Annotated in this window: 16 protein-coding genes and 1 pseudogene; 5 read left to right on the top strand and 12 right to left on the bottom strand. The window is 74.9% G+C overall.

The features are described 5' to 3' along the window. From AKI01S_RS44990 to AKI01S_RS44980, 3 genes are all read right to left on the bottom strand, one after another. The coding region (locus tag AKI01S_RS44990) for an AMP-binding protein (protein ID WP_157420605.1) at positions 1–501 on the bottom strand (501 nt) is incomplete at its 3' end. Continuing rightward, on the bottom strand, positions 498–1,430 hold the full coding sequence (locus AKI01S_RS44985) for a fumarylacetoacetate hydrolase family protein (protein WP_067832359.1): 933 nt from the start codon (positions 1,428–1,430) through the stop codon (positions 498–500). The genes AKI01S_RS44985 and AKI01S_RS44990, both read right to left, overlap by 4 nt. Continuing rightward, on the bottom strand, positions 1,427–2,560 hold the full coding sequence (locus AKI01S_RS44980; protein WP_067832356.1) for a VOC family protein: 1,134 nt from the start codon (positions 2,558–2,560) through the stop codon (positions 1,427–1,429). The genes AKI01S_RS44985 and AKI01S_RS44980 overlap by 4 nt, the downstream gene beginning before the upstream one ends. Before the next feature lie 135 nt (positions 2,561–2,695). On the opposite strand from AKI01S_RS44980, the gene AKI01S_RS44975 reads away from it, so the two are divergent. After that, positions 2,696–3,358: a TetR/AcrR family transcriptional regulator gene (locus AKI01S_RS44975; RefSeq protein WP_067832354.1), complete on the top strand. Its 663-nt coding sequence runs from the start codon at positions 2,696–2,698 to the stop codon at positions 3,356–3,358. Between the two features lie 51 nt (positions 3,359–3,409). Here AKI01S_RS44975 and AKI01S_RS44970 read toward each other — a convergent pair whose 3' ends face one another. After that, on the bottom strand, positions 3,410–3,754 hold the full coding sequence (locus AKI01S_RS44970; RefSeq protein ID WP_067832351.1) for a MerR family transcriptional regulator: 345 nt from the start codon (positions 3,752–3,754) through the stop codon (positions 3,410–3,412). 125 nt (positions 3,755–3,879) lie between these two features. Continuing rightward, positions 3,880–4,350, bottom strand: a complete 471-nt coding sequence (locus AKI01S_RS44965) for a MarR family winged helix-turn-helix transcriptional regulator (RefSeq protein ID WP_084000869.1) — start codon at positions 4,348–4,350, stop codon at positions 3,880–3,882. A gap of 93 nt (positions 4,351–4,443) precedes the next feature. Between AKI01S_RS44965 and AKI01S_RS44960 the strand changes: the two genes are divergently transcribed. Further along, positions 4,444–5,514, top strand: coding sequence for an amidohydrolase family protein (locus AKI01S_RS44960; protein ID WP_067832348.1), 1,071 nt, complete (start codon positions 4,444–4,446; stop codon positions 5,512–5,514). Between the two features lie 37 nt (positions 5,515–5,551). Here AKI01S_RS44960 and AKI01S_RS44955 read toward each other — a convergent pair whose 3' ends face one another. Further along, positions 5,552–6,130 (bottom strand): hypothetical protein, encoded by a 579-nt coding sequence (locus AKI01S_RS44955; RefSeq protein ID WP_067832346.1) that lies wholly within the window; start codon positions 6,128–6,130, stop codon positions 5,552–5,554. A gap of 54 nt (positions 6,131–6,184) precedes the next feature. Between AKI01S_RS44955 and AKI01S_RS44950 the strand changes: the two genes are divergently transcribed. Together AKI01S_RS44950 and AKI01S_RS44945 are read left to right on the top strand one after the other, a co-directional pair. After that, positions 6,185–6,781: a TetR/AcrR family transcriptional regulator gene (locus AKI01S_RS44950; RefSeq protein WP_067832344.1), complete on the top strand. Its 597-nt coding sequence runs from the start codon at positions 6,185–6,187 to the stop codon at positions 6,779–6,781. After that, complete coding sequence (locus AKI01S_RS44945) at positions 6,778–7,389, top strand: TetR/AcrR family transcriptional regulator (RefSeq protein WP_067832342.1); 612 nt, start codon at positions 6,778–6,780, stop codon at positions 7,387–7,389. Before AKI01S_RS44950 ends, AKI01S_RS44945 begins: the two co-directional genes overlap by 4 nt. On the opposite strand, the gene AKI01S_RS44940 is transcribed toward AKI01S_RS44945, so the two are convergent. The 6 genes from AKI01S_RS44940 to AKI01S_RS44915 form a co-directional block, all read right to left on the bottom strand. Further along, complete coding sequence (locus tag AKI01S_RS44940) at positions 7,379–7,588, bottom strand: hypothetical protein (protein ID WP_067832341.1); 210 nt, start codon at positions 7,586–7,588, stop codon at positions 7,379–7,381. The genes AKI01S_RS44945 and AKI01S_RS44940 overlap by 11 nt on opposite strands. A 34-nt stretch (positions 7,589–7,622) precedes the next feature. Continuing rightward, a complete protein-coding gene (cutA, locus tag AKI01S_RS44935; protein WP_067832339.1) occupies positions 7,623–10,004 on the bottom strand; it encodes an aerobic carbon-monoxide dehydrogenase large subunit in 2,382 nt (793 codons plus the stop codon). Next, positions 10,004–10,480 carry a (2Fe-2S)-binding protein gene (locus AKI01S_RS44930; RefSeq protein WP_067832337.1) on the bottom strand — a complete coding sequence of 159 codons (477 nt, stop codon included), beginning with the start codon at positions 10,478–10,480 and terminating at the stop codon, positions 10,004–10,006. The genes cutA and AKI01S_RS44930 overlap by 1 nt, the downstream gene beginning before the upstream one ends. Then, positions 10,477–11,340 (bottom strand): FAD binding domain-containing protein, encoded by an 864-nt coding sequence (locus AKI01S_RS44925; RefSeq protein ID WP_067832336.1) that lies wholly within the window; start codon positions 11,338–11,340, stop codon positions 10,477–10,479. The genes AKI01S_RS44930 and AKI01S_RS44925 overlap by 4 nt, the downstream gene beginning before the upstream one ends. Before the next feature lie 6 nt (positions 11,341–11,346). Continuing rightward, positions 11,347–12,804: a uracil-xanthine permease family protein gene (locus tag AKI01S_RS44920; protein WP_067832334.1), complete on the bottom strand. Its 1,458-nt coding sequence runs from the start codon at positions 12,802–12,804 to the stop codon at positions 11,347–11,349. A gap of 175 nt (positions 12,805–12,979) precedes the next feature. After that, entirely contained in the window at positions 12,980–14,689 is a 1,710-nt protein-coding gene (locus AKI01S_RS44915; RefSeq protein WP_067832332.1) for a PucR family transcriptional regulator, read from the bottom strand. A 177-nt stretch (positions 14,690–14,866) separates the two neighbouring features. Here AKI01S_RS44915 and AKI01S_RS44910 point away from each other — a divergent pair. Next, a pseudogene (locus tag AKI01S_RS44910) lies at positions 14,867–15,234 on the top strand (oxamate carbamoyltransferase subunit AllH family protein); the annotation flags it as partial.

Below are 15,234 nucleotides of genomic sequence, written 5' to 3'. Positions count from 1 at the left end.
CAGGACGGCCTCCAGCGGGCCGCCGGCGGCGAGCGCCCGCGCGGCGTCCCAGGTGTCCGGGGCGAGTTCGGGCCCGGCGGCCACCAGCACGCGCGCGCCCGAGCGGCGGACGAGCCCGGCGAGGTGGCCGCGCGACAGGTTCCCGTTCAGCGGGGCCGCGGTCCCGGCGAGCTGCGCGGCGAGCGTGGCGGTGATCAGCTCGGCGCAGTTGGGCGCCGTCAGGGCGACCGTGTCGCCCCGCCGCACGCCGAGGGCGCGCAGCGCGTTCGCGTACCGGTGGACGTCGGCCAGCAGCTCGGCGAAGGTCCGGCGCAGCGGCTCCCGCCAGCGGGCGGCCTCCGGCAGGACGGTGAGGGCGGTGCGGCCGGGCCACCGGTTCGCGGCCCGCGCGAGCAGCGCGTAGGTGGACCCGGGCAGGCCGCGCGCCTCCAGCGGCACGGCCTCGATCGCCGCCAGGTCGTCCGGTCCGGTGTAGGCGGGCCACAGGAGGTCGTCGGTCATCGGGCGTCCCTCACGGTCGTGCGCTGCGTGCCCAGGTCGATCGCGCCGTCGTCGGTGGCGACCGAGGCCTCGACGACGTCGCCGTCCCGCAGGTAGCGGGAATTACGTGCCTCGGTCTTGAAGAACAACCGCCAGCGGGTCGCGTCGGGCAGCAGCGAGGAGAGCTTCTGGACGGGCTTGGGCGGCGCGCTCAGGGCGGTGCCGACGGGGGTCCCGGTCAGCAGCAGGTCGCCGGGGTCGAGCCGCTGGAAGCGGGCCAGCGCGCGCAGCGCCTCGACCGGCCGGTAGATCATGTCGGCCGCGGTCCGGTCCTGGCGGGGCTCGCCGTTGACGCGCAGCCTCAGCCGCAGGTCGGCGAACCGCTTCAGCTCGTCGGCGTCCAGCAGCACCAGCGCCGGGCCGACCGGGGTGAAGGTCGGGTAGGACTTCGACTCGTAGAACTGCGTCTTGGGGAGTTGCAGGTCGCGCGCGGAGACGTCGTTGGCGACCACCAGCCCGGCGACCACGTCGGCCAGGTCGTCGACCGCGGCGCCGACCGGCACGGGGCGGCCGATGACGATGCCGATCTCCACCTCGTAGTCCAGCAGCCGGACGTGCGCGGGCCTGACGATGTCCTCGCGGGGGCCGCTGATCGAGCCGGACGACTTGCGGAAGAACGTCAGCGGCACCGCCTCGGGGTCCAGGCCCGCGTCGGCGGCGTGCGAGGCGAAGTTCGTCATCTGCGCGACCACCCGGCAGGGCGCGGTGACCGGCGAGACGAGCGACAGCTCCTCGACGGGAACGGTGGCGGCGCCCGCGGCGGCGGCGTCGATCGCCTCCCGGTCGGCGAGCAGCCGCGCGGTGGAATCGGCGGCGGTGTCGATCGGGGCGGCGCCCGAGGGGGTGACGGCGTACCAGGCGTCGGCGGTGCGGAGGACGGAGATGCTCATGAGGTGGCCACTTTCAGCAGGCCGCGAAGGCGGTGGAGGTCGAACTCGTTGTCCTCGCGCAGCGCGCCGAGCATCGCGCGCAGCTCGCGCAGCGCGTCCCGGCCGGGGCTGACGCCGAGGAAGTCCCGGGTGGCGGGCGGCCCCCACTGGGCCAGGCCGGAGGCGGTCATCGGCGCCCAGCCGGGTTCGAGGGTGCGGTCGAACAGGTCCCCGTCGCTGAAGTGCTCGACCAGGAACCCGTCCGGGTCGCGCCAGTAGTCGAAGATCTGGCTGCCCTGGATGTGCCGGCCGATGCCCCAGGAGCGCCGGTAGCCCCGTTCGCGCAGGTACTCGCCGCCGGCGGCCAGCGCGTCGAGGTCGGCGACCTGGTAGGCCGAGTGCACGTACCGGTCGGCCGGGCCGAGCGCCAGGGCCAGCGTGTGGTGGTCGGCCGGCGTGCGGCCGCGGTCGCAGCGGACGAAGCTCATGACCGGGCCGCGTTCGCGCTGCCCGGGGAAGTAGAGGAAGTCGCTGACGATCAGGCCCAGGTGCTCCAGGTACCAGTTCAGCGTCTCCAGGTGGCGGGTGGTCTGGAGCACGACGTGGCCGAGCCGCCGCACCCGGGCCGGCTCGCGCGGCGGGCGCTGGGCGGCGTTGGTCCGGGCGGTGCCGTGTCCGGCGTTGATCGTGAGCGGCCGCTGTTCCGGCAGCCCGGGGTGGACGAGGGTGTCGCAGACGACGCGCACCCGCGCCCCGTTCGGGTCCGCCAGGTCGACCGTGACGCCGCCCAGGCTCTCGGGCAGCGGGGCGATCGTCCGCCCGGTCGCCTCGGCGAGCCGCAGCACGTCCTGCCGGTCGGCGGCCAGGAAGGCGGGGCCGACGAACCGCGACCGGGGCCCCCGGCGGACGAGCACGCACGGCGCCCCCGGGTCCGTGCCGCGCAGGTGCAGCTCGTCGGCGGTGCGCAGCAGGGTCGTGAAGCCGAAGGCGAGGGCGAACCGTTCGGCCCGGTCCAGGTCGGGCTTGCGGAACTCCAGCCACGCCAGGTCGCGCACCTTCACCACCGGGTCCCTCGCCCGGCCGGGATGCTCGCCGCGCAGGGCGCCCCGTTCGCTGTGCAGACCGGTATGCGGGTCACGTCGGTCGGTCACTGCCCGCCCCCCTTCTCGTTTCTGATGAAATCGTCAGTTATGAGCACTTCATCAGTCAAGTGCTTCTGACGATTTCGTCATCACTGAGTGCTGTGGCAGGGTGGTACCGGTCCGACCGCGGAGAGGGGAGCAGGCATGGCCGAGCCGAACCGGGACGCCCCCGACCGCCTGGCCCGTCGCAAGGCGCGCACCCGCGCCGCGCTCGTCCGCGCGGCCCAGGCCCTCATCGCGGAGGGCCGGACGAACGTGGCGATCCTGGAGATCACCCAGGCGGCGGACGTGGGGATGGGGTCGTTCTACAACCACTTCGCCAGCAAGGAGGAGCTCTTCCAGGCCGCCGTCGCCGAGGCCCTGGACCGGCACGGCGCCCTGCTGGACGAGCTCACCGCCGAACTGGACGACCCCGCCCACGCCTTCGCGCAGAGCTTCCGCCTGACCGGACGCCTGCACCGCCGCCGGCCCGAGCTGAGCAAGATCCTGCTCGGCCACGGCCTCGCCCTGGTCGCCTCCGACAGCGGCCTGGCCCCGCGCGCCCGCCGCGACATCGAGGCCGCGGCCCGCGCCGGCCGGTTCCACGCGCCCGACCCCGACCTGGCCATGGTCACCGTGGCGGGCGCGGCGCTGTGCCTCGGCCGGTTCCTGCACGCCCACCCCGAACGCGACGACGCCGAGGCCACCGACCGGGTCACCGAGGACCTGCTCCGCATGCTCGGCCTCTCCCCCGACGAGGCCCGGGACCTCTGCCGCCGCCCCCTCCCCGACCTCACCCCCCTCCCCCACCACGACACCGCCGCGTAGGGCGCCGGACGCCCTGACGGGAGCGCGGGCCCGGCCTGCCGCCGTCGTCGGTCAGGTGGGTTCGTCGGTGGTGGCGAGGATTTCGTCGAGGCGGGTGAGCACTTCGGTCAGGTCTTCGATGCGGGTCGCGAGGCGGTCGCGTTCGGCCTGGAGCATGCGGCGTTGCTCGGGGGTGGCGTGGCCGCTGTCCAGGCAGGGCAGCAGTGCCGCGATGGCGCGGCTGCCGAGTCCGGCCGCGTAGAACCGCTGGAAGAGACGCACCAGTTCGACCGCGTCCTCGGTGTACACGCGCTGGCCCGAAGGGGTGCGTTCGGGGGTGAGCAGGTTCTGCTCCTCGTAGTAGCGCAGCGCGCGCACGCTGACTCCGGCGCGTTGCGCGAGTTGCCCGATCCGCACCGTATACCCCCTGATACCGGCACTCGGCCTTCACCTCAAAGGGGATTCCAGCGTAACCCGCGAGAAAGCCCGCAACGAGGTCGCCCGGCCGTCGGCGCGGCGACGCCGGTGGCGCCGGGGGCGCGTCACGGAGCGGGGGGTTCGGCCAGTCGGCTCAGGAGGTTCACCAGCTGGTCGCGTTCGGCGGGGCGGAGGCGGCCGAAGAGGTGCTCGCCGACCTCGGCGGCGACCTTCCTCGCCGCGGCGAGGGTCCGCTCGCCGTCGGCGGTCATCACGACGGCGTACGCGCGCCGGTCGCGCGGTGCGCGTTCGCGCCTGACCAGGCCGCCGTGTTCCAGCTCGTCGACGAGCCGGACCATGGCGGACTTGTCCATCCCGACGCGGTCGATGAGGGCGCGCTGGCTGGAGGACCCGCAAGTGTCCAGGGCCAGCAGCACACCGAAGCCCCGGACGTCGATCCCCAGCGGTCGCAGGCCCTCGTTGAGAACGGCGCGGCTGCGGTTGTGCGCGGAGGCCAGCAGCATGCCGAGCCCCACATGCCGCAGGTCGGGGTCGTCGCTTCGGAGCAGGAGCCGTTCGAGCGGGTCATCGGGCACCCGCCCATCTTAGGGACACTCGATATAGTCTCAGATGAGATTTTCTTATATGGTCCCGAGTGGGCGGCGATCGATGGTCGAGAGGAGATCGGCATGTCCGACATCACCCGCCGGCGCGCCCTGCACGCCTCGGGACTGGCCGCCCTGGGGCTGTCCTGGACGGCGCCCGCCGCGCACGGCGGCGTCCACCGCGAACGCAGGCCCGCCGTCGGCAGGATCGACACCCATCACCACGCCGTCCCGCCGAAGATGCGCGCCTGGGCCGTGGAGCAGGGCCTCATCCCCGCGGACGACGTGCCCCGGTGGGCGCGGTGGACCCTGCCGAGCACGCTGGCGACCATGGACGCCAACGGCATCGCCGCCGGTGTCGCGTCCGCGCCCGTCCCCGCCGAGGTGTTCCGGGACCGCGGCGTCGCCGCGTCCGGCGTGCGGGTGTGCAACGAGTCGCTGGCCGAGCTGGTGCGGGACCGGCCCACCCGGTTCGGTTTCTTCGCCAACGTCGCCATGCTCCACCCGGACCTGGCGCTGGAACAGATCGCGTACGCCCTCGACGAGCTGGGCGCGGACGGGGTGCTGCTGAACACCTCCGCGGCCGGCCGCTACCTCGGCGACCGGATGTTCGAGCCGCTGTTCGCCGAGCTCGACCGGCGCCGCGCCGTGGTGTTCACCCACCCGTTCGCGCCCAGGGGCATCGTCGAGGTCCCGGCGGTCGGCGACTGGCTCGCCGACTTCCTGCTGGACACCACCCGCACGGCGCTGAGCCTGATCGCGGCCGGGACCCTGGAGCGGCACCGCCACGTGTCGGTCATCCTGTCCCACGGCGGAGGGTTCCTGCCGTACATGGCGGGCCGGGCCGAGCGGTGGGGCAGGGAGGACCGGGGCCCCGCCCCCGCCAGGGTCCGTTCCGCGCTGCGGCGCTTCCACTACGACACCGCCCTGCCGATGTCGCCGTACGCGACCCCGTCGCTGCTCGGCGCGGCCGGCGCCGAACGCGTGCTGTTCGGCACCGACTGGCCGGCCAACTCGGCCCGCGAGGTCGCCCTCAACACGACCGCCCTCGACCAGGATCCCGCCCTGGACGACCGCGCGTACCGGGCCGTCAACCGGGGCAACGCCCTGCGCCTCCTCCCGCGCCTCTCCGCACGGCTGGCCCGCGGGGCCTGACGCCGTCCCGCGCCCCGCCGCCGGACCGGGCCCCGGCTCAGCGCGCCTCCGGTCGGCCGGTGGTGGCAAGGCGGCGGGCCCGGGCGGCCAGGTCGCGCAGCATCATGATCCGGATGAACCCGCTGAACGGGCGGATCAGCAGCCAGTAGCGCCCCATCGCCCGGCGGGCGGCCGCGTCGGTGCAGGTCACCCGGGTCTCGGTAACGATGCGGGTGCCGTCGCCGGACGGCAGGAAGCGCAGGCAGAACACCGCCTTGCCGTAGCCGGGCTCGGCGAAGTCCAGGAACCGTTCCGGCCCGTCGACCTCGGCCCGGTTGGCCGACGCGCCGAACTTCCACCACTGCCCGACCAGGCCCTCCACGACCTCGCGGGGCGCCTCCTCGGCCAGGGTGACGAACGCGCCGGGCCCGGTCGGCAGGTCGCTCTGCGCGCGGCCGTTCCGGGCGCGGGCGATCAGGCTGCGCGCCGCGACCAGCGCCCGCGCGGGGCGCCCGAGGGTGACGCCCCCGGCACGGTGGGCGGCCCAGACGACCTCGGGCGGCACCCGGACGGTGATCTGGTGGGTCTCGGAGAAGTCCGGGTCGGGCAGGAACCGGTCGGCCAGCGTCGTCACCATGCCTCCTTTATGGAACCGAAAGTTTCGGATCTCTCGGTATCGTATAGTGGCACGGTGACCAACCCAGGGCAACGGGTCGGCCGCCCCCGGGAGGGCCGGGTGGACGAGGCCATCCTCACCGCCACCCGCGAGCTGCTGGCCGAGACGGGCTACGCGGGACTCACGGTGGACGGCGTCGCCGCGCGGGCCGGGATCGGCAAGGCCGCGATCTACCGCCGCCACGCCTCCAAGCAGGAGATGGTCTTCGCGGCGGCCATCGAGGGGCCCGAGCCCGAGCCGCCGCCCGACACCGGCTCCCTGCGCGGCGACCTCGGCGCCCTCACCCGCATGGTCGCCGCGAGCCTCGGCGGCCCGGTCGCGTCCGGCGTCGCACTGCGGCTGCTGGCCGACATGCTGGGCACCCCGGCCCTGATCGAACGCGCCGCCCGGGTGTTCGTCGCCCCGCAGCGCGCCGCCCTCGCCGAGCTGTTCCGGCGGGCGGTGCGCCGGGGCGAGCTGGAGCGCGTCCCCGACGTCGAGCTGCTGCACGCGGTGGTCAGCGGCACGTCGTTCCTGTGGCTCCACATCGCCCGCCACGACCCGGACGAGCTGCCCGAACGCCTCGCCCACGCGATCCACGCGGCGCTGCTGACCGAGGACGGCCCCGCGTGACCGTCCGGGGCCGCCCCCGGGAGGGCCGGGTGGACGAGGCCATCCTCACCGCCACCCGCGAGCTGCTGGCCGAGACGGGCTACGCGGGACTCACGGTGGACGGCGTCGCCGCGCGGGCCGGGATCGGCAAGGCCGCGATCTACCGCCGCCACGCCTCCAAGCAGGAGATGATCCTCGCCGCGATCGCGCGGGAGGGGGCGCCGCCGGTCCCCGACACCGGCTCGCTGCCGGGCGACCTGACCGCGCTGGCCGAGAGCGCCGTCGCCCGCCTGAGCGCCCCGGCGGTCGCGGAGACGCTGATCGGCCTGCTCGCCGACATCGACGGCGACCCCGCGCTGCTCGCACGGTTCGCCGCCCTGGTCACCGGGCCCGAACGCGCGGGCGAGACCGCGCTGCTGGAACGGGCGGTGCGGCGCGGGGAACTGGCCCGGCCGCCCGACCCGGACCTGTTCCACGCCGTGTTCGGCGGCACGGCGCTGTCGTGGGTGGTCATGGCCCGCCTCGACCCCGGCGAGCTGCCCGGGCGCCTCGCGCGGTTCACGCACCGGGCGCTGCTCACCGGCGCCCTGGACCCGCCGGGGGAGCGCGCGGGCCCCGTCACCGGCTAGTGGTGTCCCCCTCGGACCCCTCGTCGGCCTCGACGCCGGCCAGCGGGTCGCCGTGCCGGGTGCCGCCCTCGGTCTCGTAGCCCTCGGTGGCGCTCTCGGTGCCCGGCACCGTCCGGTCGTGCGGCAGGTCCTCGCCGCCGGACTGGGCGCCGGGGCTGGTGTCGGTGCGGTCGTCGCGCTCGGGCCACTGGTCGCTCATCGCTGCCTCCTTGATCACTTCAGGGAGACGAGCCCTACCCCGGTGGTTCCGGGTGACACCTGCCCGCGGCGCGTCGCCGCAGGTGGAACAGGTCGTCCGGGGACAGCGGCATCGCGTTCACCTCGATGCCCTCGGCGTCCTCGACGGCCGCCGCGATCACCGCCGAGACCGGGATGACGCCCGCCTCGCCCGCGCCCTTGACGCCGAGCGGGTTCAGCGGGGAGGGCGTCTCCTGGTGGTCGGTCTCGATGTGCGGGATCTCCGTCGCGTACGGCATCAGGAAGTCCATGAACGACGCGTTCACCAGCTGGCCCGACGCGTCGTAGGCCATCCGCTCGTACAGCGCCCCGGCGATGCCCTGCGCCACTCCCCCGTGGATCTGCCCCTCCACGATCCGCGGGTTGATCAGGCGCCCGCAGTCGTGGACGACCGCGTACCGCAGCACGCGGACCTCGGCGGTGTCGGGGTCGGTCTCGACGATCGCGGCGTGCATCCCGGCGGCGAACGTCGAGCGCACCGGCGAGTAGTAGTCGCGCCCCTCCAGCCCCGGCTCCTCGCCCGGCGGGACGGGCGGCTCGTCGGGGCTGCCGCCCACCGCGAACTGCGTGGCCACCGCCGACTCGGCGTCGAAGGAGTAGCGCAGCGGGTTGGACAGCACCGCGACCGTGCGCAGGGGGAGCCTGGCCGAGCGGTCGCCCCGGACGTGCACCACCCCGTCGGTGATCTCCAGGTCGGCCGGATCCGCCTCCAGCGCCTCGCCCGCGACGCGCAGCGCCTTGGCGCGGACGCGGCGGCAGGCCAGCGCGATGGCGTTGCCGCTCATGACCGCCGCGCGGGAGGCGAACGTCCCCACCGCGTAGCCGAAGCGCCGGGTGTCGCCGGTGACCACGTGCACGTCCTGGAGCGGGACGCCCAGCTCGGCGGCGGCGATCTGCGCGAACGCCGTCTGGTGCCCCTGCCCCTGGGAGGTCAGGCCGGTGGAGACGTGGACGCGGCCGGTCGGGTCGATCTCGACATGGCCGCCCTCGTAGGGACCGACGCCCGTCCCCTCGACGTAGCAGGCCAGGCCGATGCCGAGACGGCGGGACGGGTCGGCCGCCCGGGCCGCGGCGAAGCCGTCCCAGCCGATGAGCTCCTTGATCTTGGCGAGCAGTCCGGGGTAGTCGCCTGAGTCGTAGATCAGCGGGCGGCCGTCCTGGAACGTCAGCCCCTGGTCGTAGGGGAACTCGTCGGGCCGGATGAAGTTGACGGCGCGGACCTCGGTGCGGTCGCGGCCCAGGTGGCGGGCGATGCGGTCCATCGTCCGCTCCATGCAGAACACCCCCTGCGGGCGCCCCGCGCCCCGGTAGGGCGTGACGATGAGGGTGTTGGTGTAGAGGCTGGTCACCTCCGCCCGGTACGCGCCGATCTTGTAGGGGCCCAGTAGCTGGGTGGAGGTGACGATCGGGATGATGATCCCGTACGGGGTGTAGGCGCCGTGGTCGTGCAGGATCCGCACGTCCAGGCCGAGCACCCGGCCCGCGTCGTCGAAACCGACCCGGACGTACTGGATCTGGGCGCGCTCGTGCGCGGAGGCGACGAAGTGCTCGCGGCGGTCCTCGGTCCACTTGATCTCGCGGTCCAGCAGCCGGGCCGCCCAGGGGACCAGGATCTCCTCCGGCCACGGGTGGACGATCTTCACGCCGAAGCCGCCGCCGACATCGGGGGCGATCACCTCGACCTTCCCGGGCGGCAGCTCCAGCTTGGTCGCGACGGCGGCGCGGACGCTGGTGGAGGTCTGGGTGGAGGAGTAGACGCGCAGGGAGCCGTCGTCGGCGTCCCACCGCGCGTACACCCCGCGCCCTTCCAGGGGCGTCGACGCGCTGCGCTCGATGTCGAGCCGGAACTCCAGGACGTGCGGGGCGGCGGCGATCGCGGCGTCCACGTCGCCGGTCTCCTGCCGCAGCACCGCGCCGACGTTGCCCGGCACGTCGTCGTGGACCAGGTGCTCGGCGGCGGCCGCGTTCTCCAGACCGACGACGGCGGGCAGCGTTCCGTACTCGACGCGGACGCGTTCGGCGGCGTCCTCGGCCAGGTAGCGGTCGCGCGCCACGACCATCGCGACCGGCTCCCCCACGTGCCGGACGACGTCGCGGGCCAGGGGGTACGCGGTGCGGCCGTGGGTGAGCGCCGGGTGCGGGATCAGCAGCGGCAGCGGCTCGCCGACGCGCCCCGGCAGGTCCTCCCAGGTGTAGACGGCGACCAGGCCGTCCACGTCCAGCGCGTCGGCGACGTCGATGTCGAGGATGCGGGCGTGGGCGTGCGGGGAGCGGACGAACGCGGCGGCCAGCGCGTTCCGCCCCAGGTCGTCCAGGAAGCGGCCCTGCCCGGCGAGCAGGCGGGGGTCCTCGCGGCGGACGACGGGGTCTCCGAACATCACGCCTCCCCGGCGGCCCGGCGGACCGCCCTGACGATGTTCTGGTAGCCGGTGCAGCGGCACAGGTTGCCCGAGATCCCCTCCAGGATCTCCGCGTCGGTGGGGTGCGGGGTGTCGCGCAGCAGCGCCGTGACCGTGCACAGGAACCCCGGCGTGCAGAAGCCGCACTGCAACGCGTGCTCCTCGTGGAACGCCCGCTGCACCGTCGACGGCTCCCCGCCCGGCCCGGCCAGCCCCTCCACGGTGGTGATCTCGTGCCCGGCGACCGTGACGGCGAACGTCAGGCACGACCGCACCGGGTCGCCGTCCAGCAGGACCGTGCAGCACCCGCACACCCCGTGCTCGCAGCCGACGTGCGTGCCGGTGAGGCCGAGGTCGTGGCGCAGGAAGTCCGACAGCAGCCGCCGGGCGGGCGCGCGGGCCTCGCGGAGGACGCCGTTGACGGTCAGCTCGATGGGGAACGTCGGCTCGCTCACCGGTCCTCCCGCGCTTCGGTGGTCGCCTCGGTGACGGCGCGTTCGGCCAGGACCCCGGCCAGGTGGCGGCGGTAGTCGGCGCTGGCGTGCAGGTCGGCCTCGGGGTCGAGGCGGTCGCGGACGGCGGCGGCGACCCGCCCGGTGGTGGCGGGCCCGGTCAGGTCCAGCACCACCGGGACGCCCGCCACGCCGAGGAACGCCGCCCGTGCCGCGGTGACCTCGCCGCGCCCGTCCACGGCGGCCAGCGCGGCGACCCCGGCCAGGGCGTAGTCGCCGTGCCGCCGCGCGAACTCGGCGAACGCGACGCCGGTGCCGGGCGGCCGGGCCGGGAAGAACGCCGCCACCGCCAGCTCGCCGGGCTCCAGCGCCGGTTCCAGCGGCCCGCGGAAGAAGTCGCGGGCGCGGACGGTGCGGCGGCCCCGCGCCGAGGCGAGCTCCACGGCGCCGCCGAGCAGCGCCAGCACGGCGGGCAGCTCGGCGGCGGGATCGGCGTGGACGAGGCTGCCGACGACCGTGCCCCGGTTGCGGATCACCGGGTGGGCCACGTGCCGCAGCGCGCGCCGCAGCAGCGGCTGGACGCGCGCGGCCGCGGCCGACCGCTCCACCCGCGAGTGCCGCGCCAGCGCCCCCACCCGCACGCCCTCGGCGGTGGCCTCCAGGCCGTCGAGCTCGGTGACGCCGTTGATGTCGACCAGCGCGGCGGGGGCGGCGAGCCGCATGTTCAGCAGCGGGATGAGGCTCTGCCCCCCGGCCAGGACCTTCGTCCCGCCCCCGTCCGGGCCGTCCGCGCCGCGCGCCAGCGCGTCGAGGGCCTCCCCCACGGTCCGGGGGGCGTGGTATCCGAACGGGGGAGGTTTCATGGCCGGCTAGCCGTCCCCCTCCGTGGGCGGCCGGACCGGGCCGCCGATCTCGCGTTCGCCGGGCGCGATGATGCCCGCGCCGGTGCCCTCGGGGCCGCGCCGGGCCCCGGCGACGGCGTTCAGGGCGTGGTAGCCGAGCAGGACCGCCAGGGTGCCCAGGGCGATGCCCTGGAGCGGGAAGCCGTCGGTGATCCGCAGCGTGACGTCGCCGATCGCCAGGATGATCGCGGCGGCGACCGGGACCAGGTTGACCGGGTCGGCGAAGTCGACCCGGTTCTCGATCCAGATCTTGGCGCCGAGCAGGCCGATCATGCCGTAGAGCACCACGGTGATGCCGCCGAGCACCCCGCCGGGGGTGGCGGCGACCAGCGCGCCGAACTTGGGGCACAGCCCGAACGCGATCGCCACCAGCGCCGCGACGTAGTAGGCGGCGGTGGAGTAGACGCGGGTGGCGGCCATGACGCCGATGTTCTCGGCGTAGGTGGTGGTCGGGGAGCCGCCGACGCCGGTGGCCAGCATCGTGGCGACGCCGTCGGCGGCGACCGCGCGGCCCATCACCGGGTCCAGGTCGCGGTCGGTCATGGCGGCGACGGCCTTGACGTGCCCGGTGTTCTCGGCGATCAGCGCGATGACCGGGGGGAGGGCGAGCAGGATGGCGCTGGTCTTGAAGTCGGGGGCGTGGAACTCCGGCAGCCCGAACCAGGACGCCTCCCGCACCGCCGCCAGGTTCACCCGGTCGTGCGGGAACGCCGTCGCCACGCAGTACGGGCCCTCCTTCGCGCACGCCCGCCCGGCGGCGTCCAGGAGGTTCTGGCCGGGCAGCACCGAGGTGACCTTCCCGGCGAGGTCCAGCACCCACGACAGCGCGAACCCGAACACCAGGGCCAGCAGGATCGACACGCGCGCCCAGAAGCCGCGCAGCAGCACCGTGCACAGCACCGCGAACACCAGCGTGGCGAGGGCGACCCACTGGTCCTGCGGCCAGTAGACCCGCGCCACGACCGGCGCGAGGTTGAAGCCGATCAGCATGACGACCGCGCCGGTCACCACCGGCGGGAACACCCGGTGCAGGACCTCGGCGCCCAGGAAGTGGATGGCCAGCCCGGCCACCGCCAGCACGGCCCCGGCGACCAGGATCGCCCCGGTGACGGTGCCGCTGTCGCCGCCGGCGGCGCGGATCGCGGCGACCGCGCCGACGAACGAGGCGCTGGTGCCCAGGTAGCTGGGGACCTGCCCGCCGACGATCAGCAGGAACAGGATCGTCGCCAGCCCCGACATCATGATCGACAGGTTCGGGTCCAGGCCCATCACGACCGGGAACACGAAGGTGGCCCCGAACATCGCGACGACGTGCTGCGCCCCGATCCCGGCCGTGCGGGGCCAGGACAGCCGTTCGTCCGGTGCGACGACCTCGCCGGGCGGCGGGGTCCTCCCGTCGCCGTGCAGTTTCCAACCGATGGCCATCGGCGCTCCTCCGGACGTTCAGCTCATGCGGGCAAGGTAGATCTACCCTGGTGGGCGGGCATCGGCGACATGTGCCAAAGCCTTCCCCGGGCTTTGGGAGGAGACGGTGCCGCAACCGGACGCCCGACGCCAAACCAGGATCCCTCGCCCGCCGCGCGTCCGGCGGCCGGACCGGTCAGATCCCCTTCATCCGCAGCACGTGGAGCGCCAGGGTCAGGTTGAGGCGCAGGTGGGCGTCCTCGGTGAACGGGCCCAGCATCCGTTCCAGCTTGCCGATCCGGTACCGCAGCGTGTTGTAGTGGAAGTGCAGGCGGCGGGCGGTCTCGGCGACGTTGAGGTTGGTCTCCAGCAGCACCTGGAGGGTGCGGCGCAGGTCGACCAGCTCGGCCTCGTCGTCGGCGGCCAGCTCGCCCAGGGTCTCGCGGACGAACGCGTGCAGCTCCCCGGGGTCCGACACCAGGCTCAGCAGCCGGTACACGCCGAGCTGGTCGAAGTGGGCGCGGGCCCCCTCGCCGTGGAGCTGGCGGCCCACCCGCACGGCCTTCAGCGCCTGCTCGTAGGCGTCGGGCAGCGCGGCGGGCGCGGCGACGGTGCGGCTGACGCCGGTGGAGAAGGTGCGGCGCACCGCCACGTGCTCGGCGAACATCGCGGTCGCCTCCTTCACCATCGCTTGGACCGGTCCACTGGCCAGGGCGTCCGCCCCGGGCCCCAGGTCGCCGTCGGCGCCGACGACCGCGACGACCTCGTGGGCGAAGCTGGCCACGGCCGCGCCCGGGTCGTGCCGGCGGGCGGCCGTCGTCCACGCCGCCGCCAGCCGCTCCTGCGCCGCCCGCTCCTCCACGCCCCGGCCGGGCCGCCCGTCCAGCTCGGCGACCACGACCATCACCGGCCGGTCCAGGTCCCAGCCGAACCCGGCGCAGTGCGCGACGACGCGGTCGTCGTCCCCGGCCCGCCCGGCGAGGATGTCGCGCAGGTAGTCGGCGCGGTACTTGCTCTCGACGGCCGCGACGGCCTGCTGCTTGGTCACCACCAGCGCCGCGACGGTCGCGGCGCGCTCCAGGATGCCGAGATCGGCCTCGCGCAGCGCGCCGCCGGGGCTGTGCGCCACGATCCGGCCGTGGTCGAAGCCGCCCGCCACGACCGGGACGACCAGGTGCGCGCCGCGCCCGCAGCCGCTGACCACGCCGCCGGCGGCGCCGCCGGCGCCGGGGAACGCGTGCTGGGTGCGCGCGGCCTCGGCCCGCATCGCCTGGACCTGCTCGGGGGTGCCCGCCCCGGCCAGGACCCGCTGGTCGCCGTCCAGCACCGCGACGGGGACCTCCAGCAGCGCGGCGACCTCGTCGACGACCTCCTGGAGCCCGCCGCCGCCCAGCACGATCTGCACCAGCGCCCGGTGGACCTCCTCGGTGCGGGCGAGCACGGCGGCCTGCCGGTTGAGGATGTCGGTGAGGACCTGGTTGAGGATGTCGTCGAAGCCGACGTCGTCGGGCAGCAGGATCAGCGGGAAGCCGCGCCGGTCCGCCTGCTCGATCATCTCCGGGGGGAGCTGTTCCAGGTAGCGGCCGGGTTTGATGGCCAGCGCGGCCAGGCCGCGCTCGTCGAGGTCGGCGACCAGCTCGGCCAGGGGCTGCGGGGTGCCGCGCAGCGGGTAGCCGGTGGTGAGCAGCAGTTCGTGGGGCTTGACCCAGGCCAGGATGTCGGGGACCTCCATGACGTTGAGCCGCTGCACCACGCGGTTCAGTCCGGAGCGTCCCGCGATCAGGCGGGCTCCGGCCAGGGTGGAGACGCCCAGGACCTCCCCGACCGGCAGGCCGTGGGTCAGCGTTCCGGTGCTCGCGAGCCGCAGGGCCGGTGGGCCCGGGTCCGCGGCGGGTGTGTCACTCATGCCAGGGGTCACCTCGCCTTTTGTGGCATACATCGCCTGATCTGGCGTGATCGCTACCGCTTTCTGATCAACCCTGACAACAAAGACGAACGATGACAACAGGTCTTGGCAGCTTTCTCCATACGTGACCCGGGCGGGGCGGGTCTACGTTCCCGGTGAGAGCCCCGGGAGGACCCGTTGACCGTCCTGGCCCACGATCCCGTCCGTCTCCGCCGCCCCCGGCCCGCCCGCGGCGCGGCGGGGTCGGCCCGGCACGGGGCGGCGAGCCTCACGCTGCGCCCGGCGCTGGAGGGGCCGCGCCGCGCGGCCAGGGTGCTGGCGGTGTTCCCCGCGGCGGTCTACCTGGAGCTGCGCGACCGCCCCGAACCGCGCGTGCTGGCGGTCGTCGGCGCGGACGCGGTGCGCCCGCCCAACGCGCTGGTGCTGGCCGCGACGGCGCGGGAGCGGCCGTTCCGGGACGTGCGCGAGGGCGCGGACGCGTGGGTCGGCGACGGCGCGGTGGACGGCGGCGGGCTGCGCGTGCGGGTGCGCCGCTGGTGGGACCC

It is taken from the genome of Actinomadura kijaniata NBRC 14229 (assembly GCF_001552175.1).
Lineage (GTDB): Bacteria > Actinomycetota > Actinomycetes > Streptosporangiales > Streptosporangiaceae > Spirillospora > Spirillospora kijaniata.
Note: the sequence above shows the minus strand (reverse complement) of the source record. Positions and strands in the feature narration are given on the sequence as shown.

Coding starts and splice junctions, on each gene's coding strand:
- AKI01S_RS44940 (WP_067832341.1), bottom strand. CDS start 7,588: ATGAGCGACCAGTGGCCCGAGCGCGACGACCGCACCGACACCAGCCCC.
- AKI01S_RS44925 (WP_067832336.1), bottom strand. CDS start 11,340: ATGAAACCTCCCCCGTTCGGATACCACGCCCCCCGGACCGTGGGGGAG.
- AKI01S_RS44920 (WP_067832334.1), bottom strand. CDS start 12,804: ATGGCCATCGGTTGGAAACTGCACGGCGACGGGAGGACCCCGCCGCCC.
- cutA (WP_067832339.1), bottom strand. CDS start 10,004: ATGTTCGGAGACCCCGTCGTCCGCCGCGAGGACCCCCGCCTGCTCGCC.
- AKI01S_RS44915 (WP_067832332.1), bottom strand. CDS start 14,689: ATGAGTGACACACCCGCCGCGGACCCGGGCCCACCGGCCCTGCGGCTC.
- AKI01S_RS44960 (WP_067832348.1), top strand. CDS start 4,444: ATGTCCGACATCACCCGCCGGCGCGCCCTGCACGCCTCGGGACTGGCC.
- AKI01S_RS44975 (WP_067832354.1), top strand. CDS start 2,696: ATGGCCGAGCCGAACCGGGACGCCCCCGACCGCCTGGCCCGTCGCAAG.
- AKI01S_RS44955 (WP_067832346.1), bottom strand. CDS start 6,130: ATGGTGACGACGCTGGCCGACCGGTTCCTGCCCGACCCGGACTTCTCC.
- AKI01S_RS44985 (WP_067832359.1), bottom strand. CDS start 1,430: ATGAGCATCTCCGTCCTCCGCACCGCCGACGCCTGGTACGCCGTCACC.